We start from the raw sequence: 24,565 nt of genomic DNA, 5'->3' as shown, positions 1-24,565 counted from the left end.
TCGCCGCCCGCCTCGTAGCAAGCCTGGGACATCTCCAGGAGCTTGGCCTCGGAGAAGTCGTTGCCGGCGGCGTAGGAGGCGTAGGACTTGTCGTTGGTGGAGATGAAACCTTCCATGCCCTTCATCTGCCGGGCGGTCCCGGCGTCACCGGCGCTGGCGGTGGCGTTGTTCAGGGCCGCGTATTCCAGTTCGGTGTTCAGGTACTTGAGGCTCTTGTCGGACTCGTAGCGCTTGATGCGCTGGCGACCCATGGGGGTCACGGCGTCCAGGGTGCCGGAGATCTTGAAGGAGTCCTCAAGGATCTGGCAGTAGTTGGAGAGCCGCGACGGGGCGGTGCGGGCGGTGGCCACGGCGTCCGCGCCTTCGATGGCCTTGTTGTCGCCGGTGGGGGTTTTCAGTTCGTCTTCCAGCCACTCGTGCAGCACGTTCTTGGCCTTGAGCGTATTGATGGAGGAGATGAAGGGGGTCTTGTGGGGCGTGATGGTCTGGATCACGTTTTCCAGGTCCTCGAAGATGGTGTCCTTCATCTCGCGCACACCGGCGCCGGAGTTCGAATAATAGGACGTAAGAGAATCAGCCATGCGAAATTCCTCCTTTCGCTGTTACAGGGTTTGCGATATGGCCTAAAGGCCGGACAGTTCCAGGTACTTGAGCAGATCGCCCTCGCGTGCTCCGCCGGACTTGACGCGTTTGATCAGGGCGGCGCGCTCGGCGGCGCGTGTGGCTCCGGGCAGACGGTCGTCCATGATGCCCGCGTTCTCCAGGGCGGGGGCGCTCATGCGACCGGCCACGGCCTGGCGGATGCGGGCGCGCGGGTCGTCGCTTGCGGGTTGGGGCATGGGTGTGGTTGTGCGTACGGAGCGTTGTAAGGCACGTACGACTCCATCACGAATATGAGTGTAGAGATCGAGGAACGCGCCAGGCGTGCGATGGACAGCCGAGAGATAAGGTTGGCGAACCTTATGCGGAAGCTGTTGAACATAGCTGCACAGCCTGTTATAGGTTGGGTCGAACAGTGGATCATTGGCCTGAAGCGTGGCCAGCAGCACCTGGTTGTTGACCTCCTTGCGCTGGGCGCGGCGCTGCTGCGCGCCCTGCATCATGCGCTGGCGGTTCTGCAGCATGGCCTGCCACTGCATGCGCCCCATGGGGTCGGCCATCATCTGGGGGGACGGCTGGAAGGGGATGTCCGGGACGCCGTCACCGTCCAGGTCGATGCCTTCCAGGTGCTCGACCATGCCGGGACGGGCCTTGAGCTGGGCCAGGATGGCCTCGAACGGGACCTGGCCCCCGCCAGCCTGCATGGGCTGGCGACCCGGAGCGCCGGGCGCGTAGCCGGGGGAGGGCATGCCGCCCTGGTTCCGGGGGTAACCCTGGGGCTGGCCTTGGGCCTGAAGCTGCCGACGACGCATGATCTCCTCGTCGGACAGTTCGGACTCGCCAGGCGCGAAACCTGCGATGTGGTCCAGGTAGCGCTCGTAGACGAGGCGTTTGCGGGCCTGCTCGTCCATCGCCCCCATGGCGGTGGGATCGGCAGTGCCTGCCTGAGTGGGATAAGGCATACGGGGTTCCTCCTTGAGAGGTGGTATTCCCTGGCTTCCCAGCCAAGGTGCCCCGTAGGATATGCAAGCGCGTTTTTATTTCACCCCACATAGCGCTATGTGGGAAAAAAGTTGAAAATAGTTTGGAAAAGCTCGGAGGGACCGGGATGCCCGCCACAGATATGCGTTTTCGTGGAGGGTGTGCGGGCGTATAGGGGCCGCGTCAACACTCGCCGAAGCGGATGGTCATATGCCAAGAGATGATGATTTCGCCGGTGAGAGTGATCGGTTTGAATAATTAGCCAGAATGATTGCGAGGGGATCTTAACAAAACCTTGAGGCGGACGTGCTTGTTTAGAAATCAGTGCTTTCAAGATCGATCAGTTGGAGGCGTTCATGTGTTGGAGTGTTGTCTGCTTGCTTGAAACTGTGAAGGCTGAATGGATGAGCTATCTCGCCTTCTATGGGGTATTGTTGGTTTCAAACCACGTTTCATCCTATTATGACAAGTCAAAGGCGTATAGTTGTTTTATGTGGTTTGTAGTAGTAGTGGGCGGATTCGTGGTTATTACTGTTGGCAGACATGTCGTTTTATATCTCAAGAATTAGGCATTGCGAGAAATAGTGGCAGGCTTTCGCCTGCCACTTGTAAAAATGTACTGTTAGTCATCCATCCTGTTGCCATTCGGATAATCCTGGGCGCTTATCGCGCTTGTACTCCCGCCGCCTCCAATCTCAACGTGAGGATATTTCCCCTGCTCAATTATATCTGTAAAGAGATCAGGGAAATTGGCCCCTATAATTGCGCCTGCTGTTCTGCCGAGTTGCGGGTTGTGGGCAATAAGTGCTCCACCAGCGACCAAACCTCCGATTGCAGAGAGTACCCTCCCAGACGTGGTGGCTGCTTGATGTGATGGAGTTCCAAATTTCAATTTTGCACCGGGCGCAAGTTGGTAGCTCCCGTCGTCATTCTTGGGCGGCCATGACGAATTCTCCCTTGGAGGGGGTGCAGTCTCCGAGGGTTGTCTGAATGCTGGTTCCTCTCTGCCGGAATACCTCCCGGGAAAAGCAAGGTTGCCATCATCATCGCGATTCGAGAATGCCGAATCAATAGTCGGGGAATTTGACGCCGCATTGAGAGTTACCGGTCCGAGTACACTGTCTGCATCGTCTGCAAGGTTGTAACCTTGAATTTTTAGTCCATCTTTATCATCCCACATTTGTAATGCTCCTTTGCAAGTTGTTGATGTTGAATCCAGATTCATAATTGGTTGGTGGCGGCGAAGACCTAACGACGCATGATCTCCTCGTCGGACAGTTCGGATTCGCCGGGAGCGAAACCTGCGATGTGGTCCAGGTAGCGCTCGTAGACGAGGCGTTTGCGGGTCTGCTCGTCCATCGCCCCCATGGCGGTGGGATCGGCAGTGCCTGCCTGAGTGGGATAAGGCATACGGGGTTCCTCCTTGAGAGGTGGTTTTCCCTGGCTTCCCAGCCAAGGTGCCCCGTAGGATATGCAAGCGCGTTTTTATTTCACCCCACATAGCGCTATGTGGGAAGAAAGTTGAAAAAATATGATATTCATATCAGAAGGGGCGTGGGCGGCGAGCAGGGGATAGCGCGCAAAGCTCAGAGAGAGGTGTCGGGAACAGGCATGGGATATGGAGTGATGTCAGCAGTTCTCAGGGAATGAACGTCAGCAGCTTCAACTCTTGTGTTTGCGTGCCCATGCGATGCTGATAAGTGTGCGGGGGGCTGTAAGTGTGTGAGGTTTTGGATTGGATTGCTGACGCAAGCAGTGGGGGGCGGGTATGGGTGTTATTGGTGGTACGGCTGGAGTCATCCTCTTTTTTTGGGTAATTTTGTACGCAATGGTCGCGCACGATGAAAAGAGGGGGGTTCCTCTGGATGCACAGCCTGGGTATAGAATGTGGGGGCTTGTTGTTTTGACATTTATGCTGGGTCGCAGTGCCTATGCTTTTGTAGATGTTGCAATGTGCGTTTTGGGGGTCAGGGTATGAATCTCCGGTCTAAGCGCGCTATCTACTTTGTCGTGGTTTTCCTTTTAGGGTTTCTGTATGGAGCTGTAAAGAATGATGCAACAGAATTCAAGAGTGTCTTCTGCGGAGAAAGTATTATAAAAAGTAATGATGGTTTGCAGCAACACGATAGTGTGCCACTGCAAACCAAGCGTGACTAAAATTTATATGCTTTGAGTATTGCCTTGCCTCCCTCCTTTGCAGCTTTGATCCAGCGAGTTCCATTCCGGCTTTGCCCGCGTGCTCTAAGAACTTGAAATAGTCATGGCTCCCAACGGGCTGGCCATTGTAGTATTTCTGGCCAATGTCGTAGCCAGTAACGACAGCCTGTCTTCCATCATCCCAGGCTGGCGTAAATTTCCCCGCAAAGCGACCGAATTGATAACTTGCCGAGTGCCCTTGATAGGAGTTGTCTCCCTCAGGCATCGCGAAGAAACCTTTGGCAAAGTCTTCGGATATCTTCTCCTCCCCTTTCGCGTCCATGCCTAGTGAACCATCCTGTGTGTAATCCAGATTCTTGGCATATTCCTTGTTGGCCCGGTCCTGTGCAAGTTGGCCCTTGATTCCAATTGCTTGATTGGGATCGATTTCAACCGGTTGGTTTAGCTCCCCCTGGGGAGCCAGAAACATCTTGTCGTCATTTGTGGTGTAGTACATGTGCCCGCCAAAACTGAAATTGTCCTTTTGGGCTGCGTCGTAGTCGTAGTACTTGAAAGTCGGGTCGTCCGTTCTCTCGCTCATGCCTTTTCTCCTTCGTTATCCGTTGTCGTTACAGGTTACATTCTCAGCGCCCAGCAGCTCGTGTTCCTGCTCCCAGCCAAGGTGCCCCGTAGGATATGCAGGCGCGTTTTTATTTCACCCCACATAGCGCTATGTGGGAAGAAAGTTGAAAATCACCCCGCCCTCTCGTCCGAACCCTGCTTGACCCGCTCCCCGCTTGTCCGTATCTGGTGAGAATCGAAGAAATAGCAAACCCTTGGAACGTGCATGGAACAGAAACACCACTTTACGCTCTGGTATGTCGTCGCGGCCTTCCTGGCCCTCTCCCTCTTTCAGGACTATTACATCCGCAGCTACGGCCCCAAGACGCTGGCCTACTCCGAGTTCCTCAAGGAGCTGAAGGCAGGCAACATCAAAGAGGTGGCCATCGGGCAGGGGACGCTCAGCGGCAAGATGAAGATCGTTGCCGATGGCGTGGAATCCGAGCAGCGCTTCGTCGCGCTTCGCGTGGACCCGGAAATCTCCGAGGAGCTGACCAAGTACAACGTGGATTTCCGTGGCCAGCCCGAATCCACTTTCCTGCGGGACATCCTGAGCTGGGTGCTCCCGGCGGTGATCTTTTTCGGCATCTGGTTCTTCCTCATGAAGCGGTTCAATCCTGGGAATCAGCTGCTGGGGGTGGGGCGCAGCAAGGCCAAGATCGTGGCTGAATCCGAGCTGAACACCACCTTCGCCGACGTGGCGGGCTGCGACGAGGCCAAGGAGGAGCTCAAGGAGATCATCGACTTCCTGAAGGAACCGGAGCGCTTCCAGAATCTGGGCGGGCGCATGCCCAAGGGCGTCCTGCTTGTGGGGCCTCCCGGCACGGGCAAGACCCTCCTGGCGCGGGCCGTGGCGGGCGAGGCCAAGGTGCCGTTCTTCTTCATATCCGGTTCGGAATTCGTGGAGCTGTTCGTGGGCATGGGGGCGTCGCGCGTGCGCGAACTGTTCACCCAGGCGCGCGAGAAGGCCCCCTGCATCATCTTCATCGACGAGTTGGACGCCATCGGCAAGGCGCGCGGCATGTCCGTGATGGGCGGGCACGACGAACGTGAGCAGACCCTGAACCAGCTGCTGGTGGAGATGGACGGCTTCGACCCGCGCGTTGGTGTTGTGATCATGGCCGCCACCAACCGACCGGAGACCCTGGACCCGGCATTGCTGCGCGCCGGACGCTTCGACCGCCAGGTGCTGGTGGACAAGCCCGACGTGAAGGGCCGCGAGGAGATCCTGCAAGTTCACGCCAAAAACGTGAAGCTCTCCCCGGATGTGAACCTGCACGAGTTGGCCCAGAAGACCCCCGGATTCTCCGGCGCGGATCTGGCCAACATCATAAACGAGGGGGCGCTTCTGGCTGCGCGCCGCCGCAAGACATCCGTTGAGATGGAAGACCTGAACGAGGCCGTGGACCGGGTCATCGCCGGCCTGGAGAAGAAGAACCGGGTGATAAATCCCAAGGAGAAGAAGATCGTGGCCTACCACGAGACCGGGCACGCCCTTGTTGCGGCGTTCACCCCCGGCTCGGACAAGGTGGCCAAGATATCCATCGTGCCGCGCGGGCTCGGGGCGTTGGGCTACACCCAGCAGCTGCCCACCGAGGACCGCTACCTGATGACCCGCCAGGAGTTGCTGGGGAAGATCGACGTGCTGCTTGGCGGGCGTGTGGCCGAGGAGCTGGTGTTCAACGAGATATCCACCGGCGCGCACAACGACCTGCAACGCGCCACGGACATCGCCAGGGCCATGGTGTCCGAGTACGGCATGGGAGAGACTCTGGGATTGTCCACATACCCCAGGCAGGCCCGGCCCATGTTCCTGAGTCCGGAACAGGTCCCACTGACGGGCAAGGAATACAGCGAATCAACGGCAGCCAAGCTTGACGCCGAGGTGCGTGAGCTTCTGGAGAATTCCAGGCGTCGCGTCCGGGGAATCCTGGACGAACACAAGGCCCAGTTGGAGGCCATCGCCCAGCAACTCCTCAAGGTCGAGGTGCTGGATGCGGCGAAGTTTGAAGAGTTGCTGACGGGCAAGGCGGTTGAAATCGAGGAGAGCTAAGGCAGGCGGCGCAGGGCCTTACCGGTCGACGCGGGCGGCCTTGGCGCGCTCTGCTGCCCGGACGAAGTTCTCGGCCCAGTGCAGCGCGCCAAGCGCGTGGATGTGCGTGTAGGCCGCGAAGGTGTTGCCCGACACCACGCCGTCCATTCCGCTGAGCATCCCGGCCCCCCGCTCCATGTGCAGGGCGAAGACCGGGCTTTCGCCATGCCCGGTATAGTGGGACTCGGCCAGGCAGCGCGAGTAGTGGAACTCGTGCCCTTTGAGCGTGGTCCCCACCGGGTGGAAAGGATTGTCCACAACCACGGTGGCCTCGGCATACCCGAGACCCTGGGGGCGGGCGCAGAGCGTGGTGGCCAGCGGGAACACGCCCGCCATGGGGTAGATGGTCCCCTCGGCATGGAGTTCCTCGCACAGGTACATGAAGCCGCCGCATTCGGCGTAGATGGGAAGTCCGGCGCGGGAAAGTTCCAGCACCCGCGAGCGCACCCCCGCGTTGTCGGCCAACGCCTGGGCCTGGGTCTCCGGGAAGCCGCCGCCCAGGTACAGGCCGTCCAGTTTCGGCCAGGCGTCGCCTGAGAGCAGGCTGAGTTCCACCAGTTCCGCCCCGGCGCGGCGAAGCGCCTCCAGGTTTTCCTGGTAGTAGAACCACAGCGCGGCATCAAGGACATAGCCGATGCGCGGCTTCTGCGTGCTGACCTGGGCAGGCCAGATGTTCTTGCGTCCTTCAGGGAGAGATTCAGCTGAGCGCGCGATGTCCAACAGCCGGGAAAGGTCGCAGCATTCCCCCACCGTTCTGGCGATGCCCTCCAGGATGTCTTCCTGTCCGAGGTATTCCCGGCTGGAGATGAGGCCCATGTGCCGCTCGGGGATGGGGTTTTCGCGCATTTTGGGCAGCTCGCCCAGGACCGGGACGTCGGTGTAGTGCTCGATGGCCTGCCTGAGGATGCGGCGGTGGCGTTCCCCAGCCGTGCGGTTCAGGATGACCCCGGCCAGATGGAGACCCGGTTCGAAATTGGCGCAGCCCTGGACCACTGCGGCAACGGTGCGGGTCATCTTGGTGGCGTCGATGACCAGGATGAGCGGAGCTCGCAGGCATTTGGCCAGTTGGCTGGTGGAGAAGGTTCCCAGGGCGTCGCCGCCGTCGAAGAGGCCGCGGTTGCCTTCGGTGAAGGCCAGGTCTGCTTCTTCGGATTTTTGGGCGAAGAGCCCGGTCAGGGCCGGTTCGTCCAGCAGGAAGGGGTCCAGGTTGCAGGCCGGGCGTCTGGCCGCGAGGCCGAGCCAGGCCGCGTCGATGTAGTCGGGGCCTTTCTTGAAGGGGGCAACGCGAAGACCCTGGTTCACCCAGGCGCGGGTGAGTCCCAGGGAGACTATGGTCTTGCCTGATCCGCCGGAAAGTCCGGCCAGCACGAGACGGGGAATGCGGGTCATGAAAAAAGAGGACCTTCCGGCCCCATGCGTTGGTGTCCACGTCCCGCGCCTGTCCGCATCACGACCAAGGCCATGAAGAGGGAGCGGCGCGGGCCGCGGAGAAAGGTGTTGCGCCGCTTAAGGCTATTCGCCTTCTTCGGTGGCGTGCTGCTTGCCGGCGCCTTTGAGGCCGATCATGGTGGTGGAACCGGAGGACCAGTATTCCAGGGTACCCTCGGCAACCATCTTGTTCACCAGCTTGCCGACTTCCATCTTCTTCATGTCGGGCAGGAAAGCGTAAAAGTCCTTCAGATAGAACTTGGACTTGTTGGTCTTCGACTTCAGAGTGTCGACAATGTGCTGCCTGGCTTCTGTTTCGTCCATATATACCTCGCTTGGAGTTTCCGGAGACGCGGGTTTTTAAGGCCCGCGCCTCCGGTATTAGACTGCTAGAACTTGAAGTTGGTGGACTGGCGCCAGGTGAAGTAAGCCGGATCGCGGAAGTCGTCGATCAGGTGATGGGTGAAGTCCAGTTCACACTTCTCGAAGAAGCTCTCCCAGCCGATGCGCTCGGCCCAATCGCCCAGGCGCTCGTACTTGTTGGCTTCGGCCGCGTAGACCTCGATGATCTTCTTCACGACCTTGGCCAGCGTGGGCCAGCGGGGAGGCTCGTTGGGGATGAACGCAACGGCCACCTTGGAGAACTTGGGCATGGAGATCCTGTTGGACACCTTGCCGCCGACCATGATGATCACGCCGTCGCCTTCCTTGTCGGAAAGGGGCAGCGAGGGGCACATGGTGTAGCAGTTGCCGCAGTACATGCAGCGCTCGTTGTTCACCAGGATGGTGTTGACCTTCTTGCCGTCGGGCAGATCGGTCTTGCCGGGCTTCAGGGCGCCGGTGGGGCAGGACGCGATGGCGAGGGGAATCTCGCACATGTTGTCCAGGTACTCGTGGTCGATGAGGGGCGGCTTGCGGTGGAAGCCCACGACGGCGACGTCGGAGCAGTGGCAGGCGCCGCACATGTTCAGGCAGCAGGCGACGGCCACGCGCACGATGGCGGGCATACGCATGCTGGTGAAGTCGTCGAACAGCTCGTCCATGATGACCTTAACCGTGCCGGAAGCGTCCGTGGCCGGGGTGTGGCAGTGAATCCAACCCTGGGTGTGCACGATGTTGGAGATGGACGCGCCGGTGCCGCCGACGGGGAACTTGAAGGAACCCTTGTCGAACTTGCGGCTGTTCAGGTCGGCCTTCATCTTCTTGGCGGTCTCAAGAGAAGGAGTCATGAACTCGACGTTGTTGCGGGTGGTCCAGCGCAGGTAGCCGTCGGCGTACTGCTTGGCAACGGCGCACAGCTCACGGATGTACTCGGTGGACACCAGGCGGGCGGAACCCACGCGCACGGTGTAGACCTTGTCGCCGCTCTCGGCTTCGTGAACCAGCAGGCCGGGCTCGAGGATTTCGTGAGAAACCCACTTGCCGTAGTTTTTCTCCAGAACCGGAGGCAGGAAGTCTTTATAGAACCGAGGTCCGATGTCGGAAATACGGTTCTCCATCGGCTTGTCGGGATTGTACCCGGAAGAGACGAACGCCATATTTGTTCCCCCTTTTAGCGCTGGTGCAGTTTGCGGTATTCGTTGATGTCGCGGGTCCAGCCGCCGGGCACCTCATCTTCCTTCCAGAAGATGTAGGGGTTGGTGCGGGGTTCCTTGACATGCTGAGCCTGAGCCTTGATGCCGCAGACTTCCAGAGCCTTCTGGAAACCGAGGCGCTTCAGGGTCTCGCCCAGGCGTTCGCGGTTCTTGCCTTCGTCCATCCACCAGTCCCAGATGGACTCGATGACTTCCTTGATCTCGTCGAACGGATCGTCGGCGGGGATGAAGGGCACCAGGAGCGAGCTCATCTGAGCGCCGTCCAGAATCGGGGCCTTGGCGCCGATCAGGATGGAAGCGCCGCGCTCGTCACCGATGCGCAGGGCCTTGGGCATGACGTTGATGCAGTGCATGCAACGGTAGCAGTTCTTGGTGTCGATCTCCAGCTTGCCGCCCTCGTAGCTCATGCACTGGGTGGGGCACAGGCCGATGACTTCCTTCTGGATGTCGAACTTGCCCCAGTCGCGACCGGCGTGGGCGCCGGCGTTGGGGGCGATCTCGCCACCGACGTAAGCCTTCACAGCGGCCTGGTCGATCTTGATGTCGTCCTTCCAGGTGCCGATGACGGAGAAGTCGGAGCGGGCGATGGAGGCCACGCAGCCGTTGGGGCAGCCGTCGAACTTGAACTTGAACTTGTAGGGGAACTGCGGGCGGTGCAGCATGTCCTGGTATTCATTGGTCAAGGTGTGGCACATCAGCTGGGTGTCGTAGCATGCGAATTCGCAGCGGGACATGCCCATGCAGCAGGCGGGGGTGCGCAGGTTGGAACCCGAGCCGCCCAGGTCCTGGTTGTGCTTGTGGGTCAGCTCGAAGAAGATCTCTTCCAGCTGGGGGGTGGTGGTGCCCAGCCAGATGATGTCTCCGGTGGAGCCGTGCATGTTGGTCATGCCGGATCCGCGCATGTCCCACAGGTCGCACAGCTCTTCCAGGTAGTCGGCCTTGTAGAAGAGGCCGGAAGGCTGGGCAAGACGCACGGTGTGGAAGTGGGCAACGCCGGGGAATCTTTCGGGCTGGTCGCAGTAGCGTCCGATGACGCCGCCGCCGTAGCCGAACACGCCCACGATGCCGCCGTGCTTCCAGTGAGTGGTGCCGTCCTCGAAGGACATTTCCAGCAGGCCCAGCAGGTCGTCGATGACGTCCTCGGGAATCTGCTGATTGATGCCCTTGGGGTTCGTGTGACGCAGCTCCGCAGCTTGCTTCATGTCAGAAACGAAGCTGGGCCACGGACCGCTTTCAAGCTGATCCAGCAACGGGGTCGGGTGTTTCGCCATGTGTTCCTCCAAAAAAGAGTTGTAAGAGTTACAGCCCTGTTTACGAAAATCGCGCCCCGCCCGTGCGGATGCGACGTTTTCCCGACGTAATGCCCACAAGCCCGCCAATGCGGACCGATGGCGCGAAAATGACCTGGGGATGGACAAAGCGTATAGAAGTAACCGGGATTACTGTCAATCCACCTAAAGTACCACGCGCGTGAACTTTCTAACATGGTTCTTCCCGGCCTGCAAAGGAAAATCCATGGCTCCGCGAAACCCGCAGGTGCCCGATATTCCAAGCACTGGTGCGGATTTTCAGCTGAGACGCTCCATGCTAGTCTTGCGAGGCGGCAAATGATTCGTTATGAATTTCACAAATTAACTGCGACAGGATGAGCACGCATGGAAGAAAAAACAAGCTCCGGAGCGCCGGTTTGTCGCCGATGCGGCCGCTGCTGCGAAAGCGGCGGCCCGGCCCTGCACCGGGCCGATCTGCCCCTGGTCGAGGCCGGAGTGATCCAGCGTCGGGACCTTGTCACCCTGCGCTCCGGCGAGGTCGTGCACGAAAACGTGGTGGGCGGGCTGACCACGCTGGCCTCCGAAATGGTGAAGCTGGCCGGGCGCGCCGCCGGTTTCTCGTGCAGATTCCACGACGTCTCGGCCAAGGCTTGCGGCATCCATGATTCGCGCCCCGTGGAGTGCCGCGCCCTGTTCTGCGAGGACACTTCGGTCCTCGAGAGTCTCTACCGGGAAAACCGTGCCACCAGGGCGGACATGATCGCCCCCGGAGGCGGGCTCTGGGAGCTGGTGGAGTTCCACGAGCGCACCTGGCCCGCAGCCATGGCCGTGAGTCTGGCCAGGAAGGCCGCCAGGGGGGACGTGGCCGCGCGCGAGAGCCTGGCCGGGCTGGCCTCGGCCGAGGCGGCCTTCCGCGAGGCGTTCCGCCAGCGGGCCGGTTTGGCGGACGAGGAGCTGGACTATTATTTCGGCAGGAGCCTTCAGCGCATCTGCGCGCCCTTCGGGAACCGCGTCTCCGGCTGACGCGCGAAGGCCGGACAGGAAATTCAGTCTGAAAACAAGAGCGGGCGGGAAGTGATTCCCGCCCGCTTGTGATTTGTCAGGTCATCCGGCCCGCAGCAGCCTGCCGGGCTACTGCTGTCCCTGGGGTTGCCCCTGGGAGGGCGGCCCGTAATCGAAGTACTGGCGGCAATACTTCTCGCACCAGTCCGTGGCGTTGTTGATGGCGGGCTGGCAGTTGCCGAAGTTGCTCTGCCTCCACTCCATCAGCTGGAGCTGGTTGCACCCCTTGATGCATTCGGCCTTGCTGGCGTGCTCCTGGGCCAGGTAGTCCTTGTAGGTCTGGCACAATCCGTCGTCCGGGCAGTTGGAGTCCACTTGCGCGGGCCAGCAGAAGCCGTAGAACTCTTCCAGGGTCAGCGCGCGCTGGGCTCCAGCGCAGCCGGAAAGCAGGGCCGCGCAGAAAAGCGCCAGAAGCAGGGCGAGGCTGTTGGGCCGCAGGGTGGTCATGGATTCTCCTAGCTTTTCATGTTCACGTACTGGATGGGGGTGGGCAGGTCCGCGCCGTTGAGAAGGTTCATGACGGCCTGGAGGTCGTCGATCTTCTTGCCAGTCACGCGCACCAGGTCGTCCATGATCTGCGCCTGCACCTTCAGCTTGGATTCCTTGATCAGGTTGGTGATCTTCTTGGCCACGTCCTTCTCGATCCCTTCCTTTATCTTGCATTCAAGGCGCATCAGCGAGCCACCGGCGGGCTTGGGGTCGCCGAACTCGACGCTCTTGGTGTCCACCTTGCGCTTGACGAAGTTGCCGATGAGCATGTCGCGCACGGCCTTGGCGCGCATCTCGCTTTCGGTGACCACGGACAGCACCTTGGTCTTCTTGTCCAGGCTGATCTCGGTCTTCGACCCCTTGAAGTCGAAGCGGGTGGCGATCTCCTTGACGGTGTTGTTCACGGCGTTGTCCACTTCCTGAAGGTCCACCTTGCTGACGGCATCGAACGAGGGCATGACATTCTCCTGTATATCCGGGGGATTCTCCGGGATGATCGAAATTTCTATCCTGAGCGCAAGCTCTTTGCAATACGTCCTTTATCACGCATAAGAGAGCATGGACAACCTCATGAACATGCGACGCGGGCGTCCGGCTTCACAGGGACACGAAGGCGGCGGGCCAGTCCTGTACTGGATGCACCGCGACCACAGGCTGCGCGACAACTGGGCGCTTCTCTATGCGGCGTCCCTGGCGGCAAGCCGGGATCGGGCGCTGGTGGCGGTCCACTGCCTGGACCCGGACTACCCGCAGGCCAACGCCGCCCATTTTCGGTTCCTGGTGGATGGGCTCAGGGAACTCCACGCGGACTTCAAGGCCGCGAACATCCCCTTTGTGGAGCTGATGGGCGACCCGCCCTCCCGCGTGGCGCAGCTGGCGGGTTCGCTGGACGCCTGCGTCCTGGTCACGGACTTCGATCCGCTGCGCCACAAGCGGCGCTGGCTGGCCCAGGCCGGGGAGGCCGTGGCCTGTCCGGTGCATGAGGTGGACGCCCGAAACGTGGTCCCCTGCTTTGTGGCCTCGGACAAGTGCGAGTACATGGCCCGCACCATCCGCCCCAAGATCCACAGGCTGCTGCCGGAATTCCTGGAACCGTTCCCCGGTCTTCCCCCGCTGCGGCCTCTGGATGCGGCCCTCGCGAAGAAACTGCCGCAGTGGTCCTGGGAGCAGGTGGAGCAGGGCGTTCCCGGCCTATCCGGGGCGTCCCGCTCACGGTATTTCGCGGCGGGCGAGGCCGCAGGCGCGATGGCCCTGGACGCCTTCACGGGGGCCGGACTGCGCGGGTACGCGGAGAAGCGCAACGACCCATCGCTCGACGGCCAGTCCGGGCTCTCGCCCTGGCTGCACTTTGGGATGCTGTCCGCGCAGCGCGCCGCATTGGAGGCCGCCTCGAGCCGGGCCGAAGCTGCGGACAAGGAGGCCTTCCTGGAGGAGCTGATCGTGCGCCGGGAGCTGGCCGACAACTTCTGCCTGCACCGCCAGGATTACGACCGGACCTCCTGTTATCCCGAGTGGGCCAGAAAGACCCTTGAGCGTCACGCGGACGATCCGCGCCCCTACATTTATACCAGGGAACAGCTTGAGGAAGGGGAAACCCACGACCCTGCCTGGAACGCCGCACAGCTGGAGATGCGGCTCACAGGCAAGATGCACGGCTACATGCGCATGTACTGGGGCAAGAAAATCCTGGAGTGGACTCCGGACGCCGAAGAGGCCCAGGGCGTGGCCGTGGAACTGAACGACCGCTGGTCGCTGGATGGGCGGGACCCCAACGGGTACGCGGGCATCGCCTGGTCAATCGGGGGCGTGCACGACCGGCCCTGGATGGAACGGCCCGTATTCGGACAGATCCGCTACATGAATTACAAGGGACTGGAACGCAAATTCGACGTGCGGGCCTATGTGGAAAAAATCAAGTCTCTAGAAGGCAGGGAGAGGAGAAAGAGTATCGACAAAGAATGATGTTCATGATGTAAACGCATGGACGGAACCCATAAAAACCAGTTGCATACACAGCCATCCGGCAAGAGTGATGCATGGCGCTCAATGACAGGACGCACTTTCCGGGCAGGATTCTGTTCCCGGCTTCGGCAGGATTGTGTCTGTGCGCCGTATCCCGGAAGGCACAGGCGCAGGCCGCGCCGCCCCTTGCGTATGCCGAAGGCCACTGGCCTCCCGAAGCCTTTGCCCTGACGGGGGTGCTGCTCCTGGCCGTGGCGATCCTCCTGATACTGCTCCTGCGCGCACGGCGCACCGTGGCGAGCCTGCGCATCAGCGAGGAGCGCTACCGCATCCTCATGGATCAGGTGGAGGCGGTCTCCATCCAGGGCTATTCGTCGGACGGGATCGTCAGCTATTGGAACGACTCGTCGGAAACCATCTACGGCTACACCCGTGAGGAGGCGCTGGGGAAGAACCTGGTGGACCTCATCATCCCGCCCCCCATGCGCGAGGAGGTCCGCAAGGCCATTCTCCAGATGGGGGAGACGGGCCAGCCTCTGCCCGCCTCGGAACTGATCCTCATGCACAAGGACGGCTCGGACGTCCCGGTCTTCTCGACCCACAGCGTGGTGACCACTGCCGACGGCGAAACCGTCCAGTATTGCCTGGATGTGGACTTAAGCGCGCTGAAGGACGCCGAAAAGGCCCTGCGCGCAAGCGAGGAACGCTTCCGCCTGCTGGTGGAGAACGCGGGGGACGCCATCTACCTGACCGACATGCGCGGGCGAATCCTCGAAGTGAACCCGGAGGCGGAGCGCCAGACAGGTTTCGGTCGGGAAGAGCTGCTTGGCATGAATATGATGGATCTCGACGAGACGCAGTCCCCCGAGGCGCTGGCGGCGTTCGCGCGCAGCATCTCAAGCGAACGTCGGGCCTGCTTCGAAACGCGGCACCGCCGAAAGGACGGCGGCAGCTTCCCCGTGGACCTGCGCGTGGTGTTCCTGGAAGTGGGAGCTCAAAAGTACGTCCTGGGCCTGGCCCGCGACATCACCACCCGCAAGCGCGACGAGGAACTGATCACCGAGGCCAACAAGACCCTGACCACCATCCTGGACGGCCTGTGCGCGGCGGTGAACGTGGTGGACATCGAGACACACGAGATCCTCTTCATGAACAAGGCCATGAAGGAGACCTTCCGGCGCGACTGCACCGGCGAGACCTGCTACCGCTCCTTCCGGGAGCGGGAAGCCGTCTGCGACAACTGCTGGGTTCCGGGAGCCTGCCCGAGCGGCGAGCCGCCGGACGAAATGGTGGTCTGGGAGGACATGAACCCGGTGACGGGCCTGTGGGGCCTGAACCACGACAGGGCCCTGCGCTGGATCGACGGGCGCATGGTGCGCGTGCAGGTGACCATCGACATCTCCGAGCGCAAACGCGCCGAGGAGCGCATGGAGGCCTCGTTGCATGAAAAGGAGATCCTGCTGCGCGAGATTCATCACCGGGTGAAGAACAACCTTCAGATCATATCCAGCCTCCTGAACCTCCAGAAGCAGGCCGTGGCCAATCCCACCGCACAGAGCGTGCTGGACGAGAGCCGGGGGCGCATCGCCTCCATGGCCATGATCCATGAGCAGCTGTACCGGTCCAGGGACTTCGCCGGGCTGGACGTGGGGGAGTACCTGGGGCAGTTCCTGCCCCGGCTGGTGTCGGCCTGCAAGGGCGACAGGGAAATCTCCCTGGTGCTGGAGACGGCGGAAATCCCCCTGAGCCTGGAGCAGGCCATTCCTTTCGGGCTTATCCTGAACGAGCTGGCCACCAACGCCATCAAGCATGGCTTCCGCAGACGCACGCGCGGGACCCTGCATGTGGCCGCCGCCCTGGTGGACGGCGAGGTGCTGGTGGAGGTCGAGGACGACGGAGAGGGCATGCCGCCCGGGGTGAGTCTCTCCGCGCCGGACACCCTGGGCTTGCAGCTGGTGGTGTCCCTGGCGGAGCAGCTTAAAGGGCGCGTGAGCGTGGACTCTCCGAACGGGGTGCGTTTCAGGCTGCGATTCCCGGTGGTCCGAAACGGCCTGGGGCCGGACTGATGCGGCAGGCAGACATGTCGCGGCCTTGAAAAACGGGGGTCATGCCTCCCAGGTGCCAGGGCCGGACGATGCAATCGCCCGGCTTGATGCAGGGCAGAGCGGCGGTCAAATCCGGAGATCGGAAACGGGGCGGGAATGGGATCAGGGGCGGCCTAATGGGTCGCCCCGGCTGTTTCAGGAGGCGGCTACGTCGTGGATGCTTCCGGCCTGGGCCACGTATCCGGCTCCGTCCAGGGCGGCGATCACCTCAGGCATGCGATCGGAGCGAAGCGTTCGCTCCAGGTGCACCAGGGCCAGGGCGCCGGGGTTGGCCATGCGTGCCAGCTCCACGGTCTCCTCCACGGAGCCGTGTCCCACTGCGCCGGGGGCCAGCGAAAAGGTCTCCTGCACGATGAGTCCGACTCCCCAGGCCAAGGCCAGGCATTCCGGGGCGGGCGCGCCGTCGCCTGAATAGTAGAGGCTCGCCGCGTCGTCTTCCAGGCGCAGGGCCAGGCAGGGCTCGTTGTGCGTGGTGTAGGCTCCGGTGAGGGTAAGGCCCAGAAGTTCCATGGGTTCGCCGGGTTCGCACTCCCGATAGGACAGGGTGAACCCGAGCTTCTCGCGTAGCGTGGGGTAGGCAAGATCAAGGGCCCTGGTCACGGCCATGCCCACGCCCTGGCGGCCTGCCACCAGGAGTTCGCGGGTGCGGCCCGCCTGCATCATGCGGGCTGCCAGGGCTGGAAAGCCCATGAAATGGTCGCCGTGGAAGTGCGATATCCACACCAGGTCCGGCCCGTCCGGCGAGGCGTTCAGGGCGGGTCCGTGCCGCCAGTAGGCGTAGGGGGCCGTGAAGCCGCAGTCCAGGAGGATTTCGCGCCGCTGGCCCTGGGCCGTGGCCTCCACCAGCAGGCAGGTGTTGGGGTGGGCCTCGTCAAAGGCCTCGCCGACTCCGCAGAAGAGGACGCGCACTAGAACCCCTTGGAACGTTTGCGCTCTTCCACGTTGCCCACGATGAATCCCACCAGGATGCCCACCATGCAGCTCAGGATGCACATGATGCCGAAAAAGCCGATGAGGGTGTTTATCTCGCCCACCGTGCGCAGTCCGAACAGCATGGTGAAGAACGCATAGAGCATCCAGATTATCATGCCCGCGTGGAATCCGTAAAAGAGCCCGTCCATCATGCGGTCATGGACTGCGGAGGATTCGATGTAGCGGTAGCAGATCAGCTGGGTGATCACGCCGAACAGGGTGACGGTGCCGAAAGAGGCCAGGAACTGGATCAGGATGGTGATGAAGGACGCATAAAGCGGGTCCTTCTTGAACACCGAGATCAGAAACGCCGGAACCAGGCTCAGCACCCAGATTCCCACCACCACGAGGTCTTCGCGGTGCGGGGAAAGAAAGGACGATGACTTGTCGCGCTTTTGCGTCGTGGGGACGTTCATGGACGTGGAAACTCCCGGATGGTCATGGTCTCTGCCATGGAGCAAAGCAAACTAATGCCATCCCCTGCGGAAAGCAAGCGGGGCTTGGCCCTTGCCAGCGAAAAGCCCTTGGGGGTATCCTGTCCCGGATGCGCACCACACTCTCAGCATTTTCACGGTTTACACTCATGGGCCAGGGCCTGGCCCTGGGGTTGATCCTGGCGTTGGTCCTGGCCAGCGCCGCTTCCGTTCTGGCCCAGGGCGCGGCCTCTCCCGAAGAGATGGAGGAACGCGGCGGGCTGATCTATAAAGCCGGGGACAAAACCCCCTATACCGGCATGGTCCAGGACCTGCACCAGTCCGGCAAGGTCCGTCTGGAGGCCCGCTACGCCGCAGGGAAGCTGAACGCCAGCAAGGTCTGGTACGAGAACGGCCAGCTGGCCGAGCAGGTGGACGTGACCGCAGACACCTGGAGCATCAAGCGCTTCGGGGAGAGCGGACGCCTGGAGGAACAGACCGTGGCCACCTTCCAGAACGGGCGCAAGGTGTCTGAACAGTCCAGGCTCTGGGACGAGGCCGGGCAGCTGCGCACCGAGGCCGGATTCCAGGCGGGCAAGCTGCACGGCCCGCTCAAGGAATACGACGCCTCCGGGGCCGTCGTGCGCGACGAAGTGTACGACCAGGGCAAGCTGGTCAAGAAAAACAAGTAGGAGCACCCATGAAACGCATGCTCATGTCTCTGGCCGCGCTGATGCTCCTGGCCGGATGCTCCGGCGAGGATTTGAAGAAGCAACTCGAGCAGAAGAACCAGCTCCTGGCCGCCCAGGAGACCGAGATCAAGAAAATCAAGGATGACATGGCCGCCCGCGAAGCGGACCTCAAAAACCAGTACGAGCAGCGCATCCAGAAGCTGAACGCCCAGCACAAGCAGCAGGTGGAGGCCTTGAACGCCAAGATCGCGGACCTGGGTAAGAAAAAGGACGCGGAAAAGGCCCAGAAGGCCGAGCCAGCTCCCAAGAAGTCCAAGGACAGGCGTTAAGAGTAATGCACGCGCCCAGTCTCCCCTGGCCTGCCTCCGGGCGAGGGAGCCAGGGCGCGTCCGGCTTCTGGGACAAGGCCCGCATCCCCCGGTTCCGCTCCGCCGCGCCGCGCGTGCTGCTGTTCACCAGCGGCTACTTCCTGCAGCGCGAGATCGTAAGCGCCTGCGCGCGCCTGGGCTGGCAGGTGTTCGAGCTGCCCCTGCCCGAAGGCGGACGCGGCACGTCCGAGTTCGTGGAGCGGCTCCTGGCTGCCGCCGTCGAATTCGCTCCGGACTTCGCCCTCACCGTCAATCATCTGGGCCTGGACACTCAGGGCCGCCTGCTGTCGCTGTTTGAGAAGCTGGCCCTGCCGCTGGCCTCCTGGTTCGTGGACAGCCCCCGCCTCATCCTGCACGACTTCCCCGGCCAGCCGAGCCCCTGGTGCGCCGTGTTCACCTGGGACGCGGACACCGTGGACCCGCTTTCGGCTATGGGCTTCGAGCAGGTCGCGCACCTGCCGTTGGCTGCGGACACCGTCCTGTTCGCGCCGGGAAAGGTCGGCAAACCCGCCTGGGACGCGGATGTGTCCTTCGTGGGCGATTCCATGGCCCGGCCCCTGGCAGCGCTGAAAAAGCGCCTGAAGGCGCATCCGCGCGCCCTGGCTCTGGCCCTGGAGGCCGCGCCGGGTTTCGCGGCCAGCCCGGAGCGCGAGGCCCTGGCCTATCTGCGCGCCACTTCGCCCGAGCTCCTGGCGCTCTGGGAGGCCCTGCCGGACGCCCAGGCCCGGCTGGACCTGGAGCAGACCCTCACCTGGGAGGCAACCCGCCTGTACCGGCTTTCGCGCGTGGCGACGCTTGCGCCCTTTTCGCCCCTGGTAGCCGGTGATGCGGGCTGGCGCGCCATGCTGCCCGCAGGCGGGTTCAAGTACCACGGGCCGCTGGACTACTCTCTTGATCTGCCGGGCTTCTACCCGCGCTCGCACGTCAATTTCAACGCCACCAGCCTTCAGATGAAGGGCGCGGTCAACCAGCGCGTGTTCGACGTGCCCGCCTGCGGGGCTTTTCTGCTCACGGACCATCGCGAACAGATGGACGCTCTGTTCGAACCGGGGCGCGAGGTGGTCTGTTACCGGGAGCCGGAGGAAATTCCGGGTCTTGTCCGGCACTGGCTGGACAACCCCGGCGAGCGCGAGGCCCTTGTCGCGGCGGCGCGGGAGCGTGTGCTGGCCCAGCACGACTACACCCACCGCATGAAGGCCATGTTGAAGACGATGCGGCGGCGGTATGCGTGAGTGGGGACGGAGTAGGCCTGTTGTCGCGAAGTGAAGACAGCCTCCGGCGGCCAAAGGGGCGAGCCCCTTTGGAAACCCGTACAGGTCTGCGTTGCCCGGCTGCGGGTTGACAGCGGCGGCCACTTCGGGCCAGTCACCCCCGTCAGCAGATATTTACAAGGATGAATCATGCAGAACGAAGTCGTCGATCTGGAACAGGAATTCGCGGCCATCGAAAAGGAAATCGCGGACTTCGAGGAACAGCGCGCCCAGTGTCTGGCCCTGCTGCGCTCCCTGGCCGAACAGGAAGACATGGCGAACGGCGTCTTCCGGCATGAGGAAATCCATGCCGCCAAGCAGGAGAAGCTGCGCCTGGATTTCGAGATCCAGTTCCGCAAGGGCCGCATGAGCCGGATGCGCTACGCCTCCGAGTGATGCCCGCCCCGCCTTGCTCCGCCCTGGCCTGACGCGCCATTCCGGGCTTGCCCGGTCTTGACATCTTCGTGAAAGCCGGGGCACATGGCCAAACTTTCACGAACATGCGAGGACCACCCATGGGCAAGAACATCACCCAGAAGATCATCGCCGCCCATCTCGTGAGCGGCAAAATGAAGCCCGGAGCCGAAATCGGGCTGCGGATAGACCAGACCCTCACCCAGGACGCCACCGGAACCATGGCCTGGCTTCAGTTCGAAGCCATCGGCGTGCCCCGGGTCAAGACCGAGCTTTCGGTCAGCTACGTGGACCACAACACCATGCAGCAGGGCTTCCGCAACCCCGACGACCACCAGTTCCTGCGCACCGTGGCCGCCAAGTACGGCGCGGTGTTCTCGCCCCCCGGCACCGGCATCTGCCACCAGCTGCACCTGGAAAACTTCGCCAAGCCCGGCAAGACCCTCATCGGCTCGGACTCCCACACCCCCACCGCGGGCGGCGTGGGTTGCCTTTCCATGGGCGCGGGCGGCCTGTCCGTGGCCCTGGCCATGGCCGGAGAGCCCTACGCCATCACCATGCCCAAGGTGGTGAAGGTGCAGCTTGAGGGCGAATTGACCGGCTGGGCCACCGCCAAGGACATCATCCTGCATCTTCTGGGCATGCTCACCGTCAAGGGCGGCGTGGGCAAGGTGTTCGAGTACGCCGGACCCGGCGTCGCCACCCTGTCCGTGCCCGAGCGCGCCACCATCACCAACATGGGCGCGGAACTGGGAGCCACCGGCTCGCTGTTCCCCTCCGACGCGGTCACCAAGAAGTTCCTGGCCGCCATGGGTCGCCCCGAGGACTACGCGCCCCTCAAGGCCGACCCCTCGGCCACCTATGACGAAGAGATCGTCATCGACCTCTCGAAGCTCGAGCCCCTGGCCGCCCAGCCCCACATGCCCGACCGCATGGCCACCATCAAGAGCCTTGCGGGCCTCAAGGTGGACCAGTCCGCCATCGGCTCCTGCACCAACTCGTCCTACTCCGACCTGAAGACCGTGGCGCTGATGCTCAAAGACAAGCGCATCAAACCCGGCACGGACCTGCTCATCTCGCCCGGCTCCAAGCAGGTGCTGAAGATGCTGGCCGACGAGAACCTGCTCCAGGTCTACCTGGACGCGGGCGCGCGCATCCTGGAATGCACCTGCGGCCCCTGCCTGGGCTACGGCGGCTCGCCCACCTCCGGCGGCGTGTCCGCGCGCACCTTCAACCGCAACTTCGAGGGCCGCAGCGGCACCCAGGACGCCAAGGTCTACCTGGTGAGCCCCCAGACCGCCGCCCACGCCGCCCTGAACGGCGAGTTCACCGACCCGGCCACCTGGGGCACGCCCCCGGCCAAGGTGCTCATGCCCAAGAAGGTGCCCTCCATCCGCCACCTGTTCATCTACCCTCCCGAGGACGGCTCCAAAGTGGAGGTCCGGCGCGGACCCAACATCGCGCCCCTGTCGCGCTTCGGCAAGACCCCGGACACCGTCACCTCCAAGGTGGCCCTCAAGGTGGGCGACGACATCACCACCGACCACATCCTGCCCGGCGGCACGCACATCATGAGCCTGCGCTCCAACATCCCGGCCATCTCCGAGTTCCTGTTCACCAACGTGGACAAGGAGTTCGTCTCCCGCATCAAGGAGCTGGGCGGCGGCGTGATCGTGGGCGGCGAGAACTACGGCCAGGGCTCCTCGCGCGAGCACGCGGCCCTTGGCCCCAGGCACCTGGGCGTCACGGCAGTCATCGTCAAGAGCCTTGCCCGCATCCACCGCGCCAACCTGGTGAACTTCGGCATCCTGCCGCTCATGTTCGTGGACAAGGCCGACTACGACAAGCTGGCCCAGGGCGGGGAGATCGCCATCCCCGTGGCCAAAATGAAGCCCGGCAAGCCGGTGGACGCCGTGGTCGACGGCAAGTTCACGGTGAAGCTCACAAATGATTTGACCGCAAACGAGCTCAGCATTATTTTGGCGGGCGGTTTGCTCAACGCCGTTGGCGGCAGCGACCGCTAAAAGCGCCCGTCATGTACTGGCGGCGGCTGCGGGAATATCCTGCGGCCGCCGTTTTCATGCGGCTTGAGCCACGTTTTCCAAGGAGCCTCTTCACATGTTGGATCTTCTCCGGCAGCATTCCCAGTCCTGGGTCATCAAAGCCGTGTTCGGCGTCATCATTGCCGTGTTCGTGTTCTTCGGCGTGTACTCCTTCAACGATCAGAGGGGCAGCACCGGCGGAGTCCTGGCCTACGTGGGCGACAAGCCCATCCTGCTCAAGGACTTCATGGAAGAGTACGAAGGCTCGGTGCGCCAGGCCCAGGCCCAGAACCCCTCGCTCGGCAAGGAAGACCTGGAGCGCTTCGGCTTCAAAAACCAGGTGCTCATGCAGATGGTGGGCCGCGTCCTGCTGTTCGACCAGGCCGCCAAGCTCGGCGTGGCCGTGTCCCAGGCCGAACTTCAGGCCGAGATCGCACGCGTCCCGGCCTTCCAGAACGACAAGGGGCAGTTCGACTACGAACTCTACAAGGAAAAGCTCAAGTCCGTGGGCCTCTTCCCCGAACGGTTCGAGGCCGACCAGAAGCGCGACCTGCTGTACGAAAAAATGGTGCTCTATTCCATCCTGCCGGTGTACGTCACCGCGCCGGAAGTGCGCTCCATCTATAACTTCTCCCAGGAGAAGGCAGTGGTGAACTACCTGCCCTTCGGCGTGCGCGAGTTCGCCGCGCAGGTCAACGTCGCTCCTGAAACCGTCAAGCAGACCTACGAAGCCAACAAGGAAAAGTACAAGCGCCCCGCCGAGATGACCATCGAGTATCTCGAACTGACCCCTGCCGCGCTGGCCGACCCCAAGAACGTCACCAGCCAGGAGGCCAAGGCCTACTACGATTCCAACCCCGACAAGTTCAAGCACGACGACATGGTCAAGGCCAACCACCTGCTGGTGCTCCTGCCCCAGGACGCCAAGGACGACCAGATCAAGGCCGCCGAAAAGCGTCTGGCCGATCTGGCCGGTCGCCTGCGCAAGGGCGATACCTTCGACAAGGTGCTGGCCGTGAAGGGCGATCCCGCCGTCAACGGCGACGACCTGGGCTGGTTCGCCAAGGGAACCATGGTCCCCGAGTTCGAAAACGTGGCCTTCACCCTGAAGAAGGGCGAAATCTCCGGCCCCGTGCGCACCCAGTTCGGCCTGCACATCATCCAGGTGGTGGACAAGAAGCCCGCAGGCGTCACCCCCTTTGAAGAAGCCCAGGAAGACATCAAGCGCGAGATGGCCGAGGACAAGGCCGCCGAAACCCTGGGCAAGACCGTGGATCAGCTGCTCGAAGAGCTGATCGGCGGAGCCGACGTGGCCAAGCTGGCCCAGAGCAAGGGGCTGACCTCCAAGAAGTCCGCCTCCTTCAGCCGTCAGCGTCCTCCCCTGGATCTGGGCCTGACCCCCGAATCCCTGACGCTGATGTTCTCCGTTCCCGCAGGCAAGGCCGTTCCGCAGGCCATGGCCGCCGGCGAGGGATTCGTCCTGGCCAAGGTGCTGGAAGTCAAACCCGAATACATCCCCGCCCTGGAAGATGTGGCCGAGAACATCAAGGCCGACATCATCGCCGAGGAGTCCGCCAAGCTGGCCGAAGCCAAGGCCAAGGAAGTCGCCGCGCTTTTGGCCACCCCCGAAGGACAGGCCAAGGTCGACGCCGAGTACAAGGGCAAGCTCAAGACCTCCGCCCCCTTCGGCCGTCAGGGCGCCATCCAGGAGCTGGGACAGTCCCCGGCCCTGGCCGAAGCCGCCTTCGCCGCCAAGGGACCGGGCTGGCTGCCCGGCGTCTACTCCGTGGCGGAAGGCTTCATCGTGGCCAACCTGAAGGACCGCACCTTCCCCACCGACGCCGAATGGCAGCGCGACAGGACCCGCATCATGGGCCAGGCCCTGCCTTTCCAGCAGGAACAGATGCTGCGCGGCTACATGCAGTATCTGTGGGAAAAGATGCCCATCAAGATCGTCAACAAGGAAGTGCTCGGACCCGTGGGACTGCCTGAGGGCATGGCCACCACCGGCAAGTCCTGATAGCGTTTCGCAAGCGCGTCTCAAGGGAGCGGTCTTCGGGCCGCTCCCTTTT

At 62.4% G+C, this 24,565-nt stretch carries 23 protein-coding genes; 10 read left to right on the top strand and 13 right to left on the bottom strand.

What is annotated here, in order from left to right; translation table 11 throughout:
* From G453_RS24695 to G453_RS0116315, 5 genes are all read right to left on the bottom strand, one after another.
* Window positions 1-581: SU10 major capsid protein (locus G453_RS24695; RefSeq protein ID WP_169725354.1), on the bottom strand; the 581-nt coding region annotated here is incomplete at its 3' end.
* Window positions 582-623: 42 nt separating this feature from the next.
* Window positions 624-1,562 carry a hypothetical protein gene (locus G453_RS0116325; RefSeq protein WP_027191912.1) on the bottom strand — a complete coding sequence of 313 codons (939 nt, stop codon included), beginning with the start codon at window positions 1,560-1,562 and terminating at the stop codon, window positions 624-626.
* 641 nt (window positions 1,563-2,203) lie between these two features.
* On the bottom strand, window positions 2,204-2,761 hold the full coding sequence (locus G453_RS28125; RefSeq protein WP_156920983.1) for a hypothetical protein: 558 nt from the start codon (window positions 2,759-2,761) through the stop codon (window positions 2,204-2,206).
* A gap of 68 nt (window positions 2,762-2,829) precedes the next feature.
* Complete coding sequence (locus G453_RS28120; protein WP_156920982.1) at window positions 2,830-2,991, bottom strand: hypothetical protein; 162 nt, start codon at window positions 2,989-2,991, stop codon at window positions 2,830-2,832.
* 682 nt (window positions 2,992-3,673) lie between these two features.
* Entirely contained in the window at window positions 3,674-4,318 is a 645-nt protein-coding gene (locus tag G453_RS0116315) for a hypothetical protein (protein WP_027191911.1), read from the bottom strand.
* Window positions 4,319-4,564: 246 nt separating this feature from the next.
* Between G453_RS0116315 and ftsH the strand changes: the two genes are divergently transcribed.
* A complete protein-coding gene (gene ftsH, locus G453_RS0116310; protein ID WP_027191910.1) occupies window positions 4,565-6,391 on the top strand; it encodes an ATP-dependent zinc metalloprotease FtsH in 1,827 nt (608 codons plus the stop codon).
* An 18-nt stretch (window positions 6,392-6,409) separates the two neighbouring features.
* Here ftsH and G453_RS0116305 read toward each other — a convergent pair whose 3' ends face one another.
* From G453_RS0116305 to dsrA, 4 genes are all read right to left on the bottom strand, one after another.
* Window positions 6,410-7,819, bottom strand: coding sequence for a cobyrinate a,c-diamide synthase (locus tag G453_RS0116305; RefSeq protein ID WP_027191909.1), 1,410 nt, complete (start codon window positions 7,817-7,819; stop codon window positions 6,410-6,412).
* A 123-nt stretch (window positions 7,820-7,942) separates the two neighbouring features.
* Window positions 7,943-8,182 (bottom strand): dissimilatory sulfite reductase D family protein, encoded by a 240-nt coding sequence (locus G453_RS0116300; RefSeq protein WP_027191908.1) that lies wholly within the window; start codon window positions 8,180-8,182, stop codon window positions 7,943-7,945.
* Between the two features lie 65 nt (window positions 8,183-8,247).
* The gene (gene dsrB, locus G453_RS0116295; protein ID WP_027191907.1) at window positions 8,248-9,396 is read right to left on the bottom strand and encodes a dissimilatory-type sulfite reductase subunit beta; all 1,149 of its coding nucleotides are present in this window, start codon (window positions 9,394-9,396) and stop codon (window positions 8,248-8,250) included.
* Between the two features lie 14 nt (window positions 9,397-9,410).
* Window positions 9,411-10,724, bottom strand: a complete 1,314-nt coding sequence (dsrA, locus tag G453_RS0116290; RefSeq protein ID WP_027191906.1) for a dissimilatory-type sulfite reductase subunit alpha — start codon at window positions 10,722-10,724, stop codon at window positions 9,411-9,413.
* 384 nt (window positions 10,725-11,108) lie between these two features.
* On the opposite strand from dsrA, the gene G453_RS0116285 reads away from it, so the two are divergent.
* Window positions 11,109-11,747, top strand: a complete 639-nt coding sequence (locus G453_RS0116285) for a YkgJ family cysteine cluster protein (protein WP_027191905.1) — start codon at window positions 11,109-11,111, stop codon at window positions 11,745-11,747.
* 108 nt (window positions 11,748-11,855) lie between these two features.
* Here G453_RS0116285 and G453_RS26605 read toward each other — a convergent pair whose 3' ends face one another.
* Together G453_RS26605 and G453_RS0116275 are read right to left on the bottom strand one after the other, a co-directional pair.
* Window positions 11,856-12,233, bottom strand: coding sequence for a hypothetical protein (locus G453_RS26605; protein ID WP_051272530.1), 378 nt, complete (start codon window positions 12,231-12,233; stop codon window positions 11,856-11,858).
* 8 nt (window positions 12,234-12,241) lie between these two features.
* Entirely contained in the window at window positions 12,242-12,733 is a 492-nt protein-coding gene (locus G453_RS0116275) for a YajQ family cyclic di-GMP-binding protein (protein ID WP_027191904.1), read from the bottom strand.
* Window positions 12,734-12,845: 112 nt separating this feature from the next.
* On the opposite strand from G453_RS0116275, the gene G453_RS0116270 reads away from it, so the two are divergent.
* Together G453_RS0116270 and G453_RS26600 are read left to right on the top strand one after the other, a co-directional pair.
* Window positions 12,846-14,237, top strand: a complete 1,392-nt coding sequence (locus tag G453_RS0116270) for a deoxyribodipyrimidine photo-lyase (RefSeq protein ID WP_027191903.1) — start codon at window positions 12,846-12,848, stop codon at window positions 14,235-14,237.
* 74 nt (window positions 14,238-14,311) lie between these two features.
* The gene (locus tag G453_RS26600) at window positions 14,312-16,303 is read left to right on the top strand and encodes a PAS domain S-box protein (protein ID WP_027191902.1); all 1,992 of its coding nucleotides are present in this window, start codon (window positions 14,312-14,314) and stop codon (window positions 16,301-16,303) included.
* A gap of 174 nt (window positions 16,304-16,477) precedes the next feature.
* Here G453_RS26600 and G453_RS0116260 read toward each other — a convergent pair whose 3' ends face one another.
* Window positions 16,478-17,251, bottom strand: a complete 774-nt coding sequence (locus G453_RS0116260; RefSeq protein ID WP_027191901.1) for an MBL fold metallo-hydrolase — start codon at window positions 17,249-17,251, stop codon at window positions 16,478-16,480.
* Window positions 17,251-17,730, bottom strand: a complete 480-nt coding sequence (locus G453_RS0116255) for a hypothetical protein (protein ID WP_027191900.1) — start codon at window positions 17,728-17,730, stop codon at window positions 17,251-17,253. The genes G453_RS0116260 and G453_RS0116255 overlap by 1 nt, the downstream gene beginning before the upstream one ends.
* 128 nt (window positions 17,731-17,858) lie before the next feature.
* Here G453_RS0116255 and G453_RS0116250 point away from each other — a divergent pair, with 128 nt between their 5' ends.
* The 6 genes from G453_RS0116250 to G453_RS24675 all read left to right on the top strand — a co-directional run bounded on the left by G453_RS0116250 (window position 17,859) and on the right by G453_RS24675 (window position 24,513).
* Complete coding sequence (locus tag G453_RS0116250) at window positions 17,859-18,419, top strand: toxin-antitoxin system YwqK family antitoxin (RefSeq protein WP_156920980.1); 561 nt, start codon at window positions 17,859-17,861, stop codon at window positions 18,417-18,419.
* A gap of 8 nt (window positions 18,420-18,427) precedes the next feature.
* A complete protein-coding gene (locus tag G453_RS0116245; RefSeq protein ID WP_027191898.1) occupies window positions 18,428-18,748 on the top strand; it encodes a hypothetical protein in 321 nt (106 codons plus the stop codon).
* A 5-nt stretch (window positions 18,749-18,753) separates the two neighbouring features.
* Complete coding sequence (locus G453_RS24680; RefSeq protein ID WP_051272529.1) at window positions 18,754-20,019, top strand: CgeB family protein; 1,266 nt, start codon at window positions 18,754-18,756, stop codon at window positions 20,017-20,019.
* Window positions 20,020-20,187: 168 nt separating this feature from the next.
* Window positions 20,188-20,433, top strand: coding sequence for a hypothetical protein (locus G453_RS0116235; RefSeq protein WP_051272528.1), 246 nt, complete (start codon window positions 20,188-20,190; stop codon window positions 20,431-20,433).
* 119 nt (window positions 20,434-20,552) lie between these two features.
* A complete protein-coding gene (locus G453_RS0116230) occupies window positions 20,553-22,475 on the top strand; it encodes an aconitate hydratase (protein ID WP_027191896.1) in 1,923 nt (640 codons plus the stop codon).
* 94 nt (window positions 22,476-22,569) lie between these two features.
* Complete coding sequence (locus G453_RS24675) at window positions 22,570-24,513, top strand: peptidylprolyl isomerase (RefSeq protein ID WP_051272527.1); 1,944 nt, start codon at window positions 22,570-22,572, stop codon at window positions 24,511-24,513.
* Window positions 24,514-24,565: the final 52 nt, after the last annotated feature.

This window comes from Fundidesulfovibrio putealis DSM 16056 (assembly GCF_000429325.1).
GTDB lineage: Bacteria > Desulfobacterota > Desulfovibrionia > Desulfovibrionales > Desulfovibrionaceae > Fundidesulfovibrio > Fundidesulfovibrio putealis.
This window is presented reverse-complemented; position numbering and strand designations above follow the sequence as displayed.

Bases quoted from the DNA above. Each gene is read 5' to 3' on its own strand.
- G453_RS0116245 (WP_027191898.1), top strand. From the start codon at position 18,428: ATGAAACGCATGCTCATGTCTCTGGCCGCGCTGATGCTCCTGGCCGGA.
- G453_RS0116285 (WP_027191905.1), top strand. From the start codon at position 11,109: ATGGAAGAAAAAACAAGCTCCGGAGCGCCGGTTTGTCGCCGATGCGGC.
- dsrA (WP_027191906.1), bottom strand. From the start codon at position 10,724: ATGGCGAAACACCCGACCCCGTTGCTGGATCAGCTTGAAAGCGGTCCG.
- G453_RS24680 (WP_051272529.1), top strand. From the start codon at position 18,754: ATGCACGCGCCCAGTCTCCCCTGGCCTGCCTCCGGGCGAGGGAGCCAG.
- G453_RS26600 (WP_027191902.1), top strand. From the start codon at position 14,312: ATGGCGCTCAATGACAGGACGCACTTTCCGGGCAGGATTCTGTTCCCG.
- G453_RS0116255 (WP_027191900.1), bottom strand. From the start codon at position 17,730: ATGAACGTCCCCACGACGCAAAAGCGCGACAAGTCATCGTCCTTTCTT.
- G453_RS0116300 (WP_027191908.1), bottom strand. From the start codon at position 8,182: ATGGACGAAACAGAAGCCAGGCAGCACATTGTCGACACTCTGAAGTCG.
- G453_RS26605 (WP_051272530.1), bottom strand. From the start codon at position 12,233: ATGACCACCCTGCGGCCCAACAGCCTCGCCCTGCTTCTGGCGCTTTTC.
- ftsH (WP_027191910.1), top strand. From the start codon at position 4,565: ATGGAACAGAAACACCACTTTACGCTCTGGTATGTCGTCGCGGCCTTC.
- dsrB (WP_027191907.1), bottom strand. From the start codon at position 9,396: ATGGCGTTCGTCTCTTCCGGGTACAATCCCGACAAGCCGATGGAGAAC.
- G453_RS0116325 (WP_027191912.1), bottom strand. From the start codon at position 1,562: ATGCCTTATCCCACTCAGGCAGGCACTGCCGATCCCACCGCCATGGGG.
- G453_RS0116250 (WP_156920980.1), top strand. From the start codon at position 17,859: ATGCGCACCACACTCTCAGCATTTTCACGGTTTACACTCATGGGCCAG.
- G453_RS24675 (WP_051272527.1), top strand. From the start codon at position 22,570: ATGTTGGATCTTCTCCGGCAGCATTCCCAGTCCTGGGTCATCAAAGCC.
- G453_RS28125 (WP_156920983.1), bottom strand. From the start codon at position 2,761: ATGTGGGATGATAAAGATGGACTAAAAATTCAAGGTTACAACCTTGCA.
- G453_RS0116235 (WP_051272528.1), top strand. From the start codon at position 20,188: ATGCAGAACGAAGTCGTCGATCTGGAACAGGAATTCGCGGCCATCGAA.
- G453_RS0116315 (WP_027191911.1), bottom strand. From the start codon at position 4,318: ATGAGCGAGAGAACGGACGACCCGACTTTCAAGTACTACGACTACGAC.
- G453_RS28120 (WP_156920982.1), bottom strand. From the start codon at position 2,991: ATGCCTTATCCCACTCAGGCAGGCACTGCCGATCCCACCGCCATGGGG.
- G453_RS0116275 (WP_027191904.1), bottom strand. From the start codon at position 12,733: ATGCCCTCGTTCGATGCCGTCAGCAAGGTGGACCTTCAGGAAGTGGAC.
- G453_RS0116230 (WP_027191896.1), top strand. From the start codon at position 20,553: ATGGGCAAGAACATCACCCAGAAGATCATCGCCGCCCATCTCGTGAGC.
- G453_RS0116305 (WP_027191909.1), bottom strand. From the start codon at position 7,819: ATGACCCGCATTCCCCGTCTCGTGCTGGCCGGACTTTCCGGCGGATCA.
- G453_RS0116270 (WP_027191903.1), top strand. From the start codon at position 12,846: ATGAACATGCGACGCGGGCGTCCGGCTTCACAGGGACACGAAGGCGGC.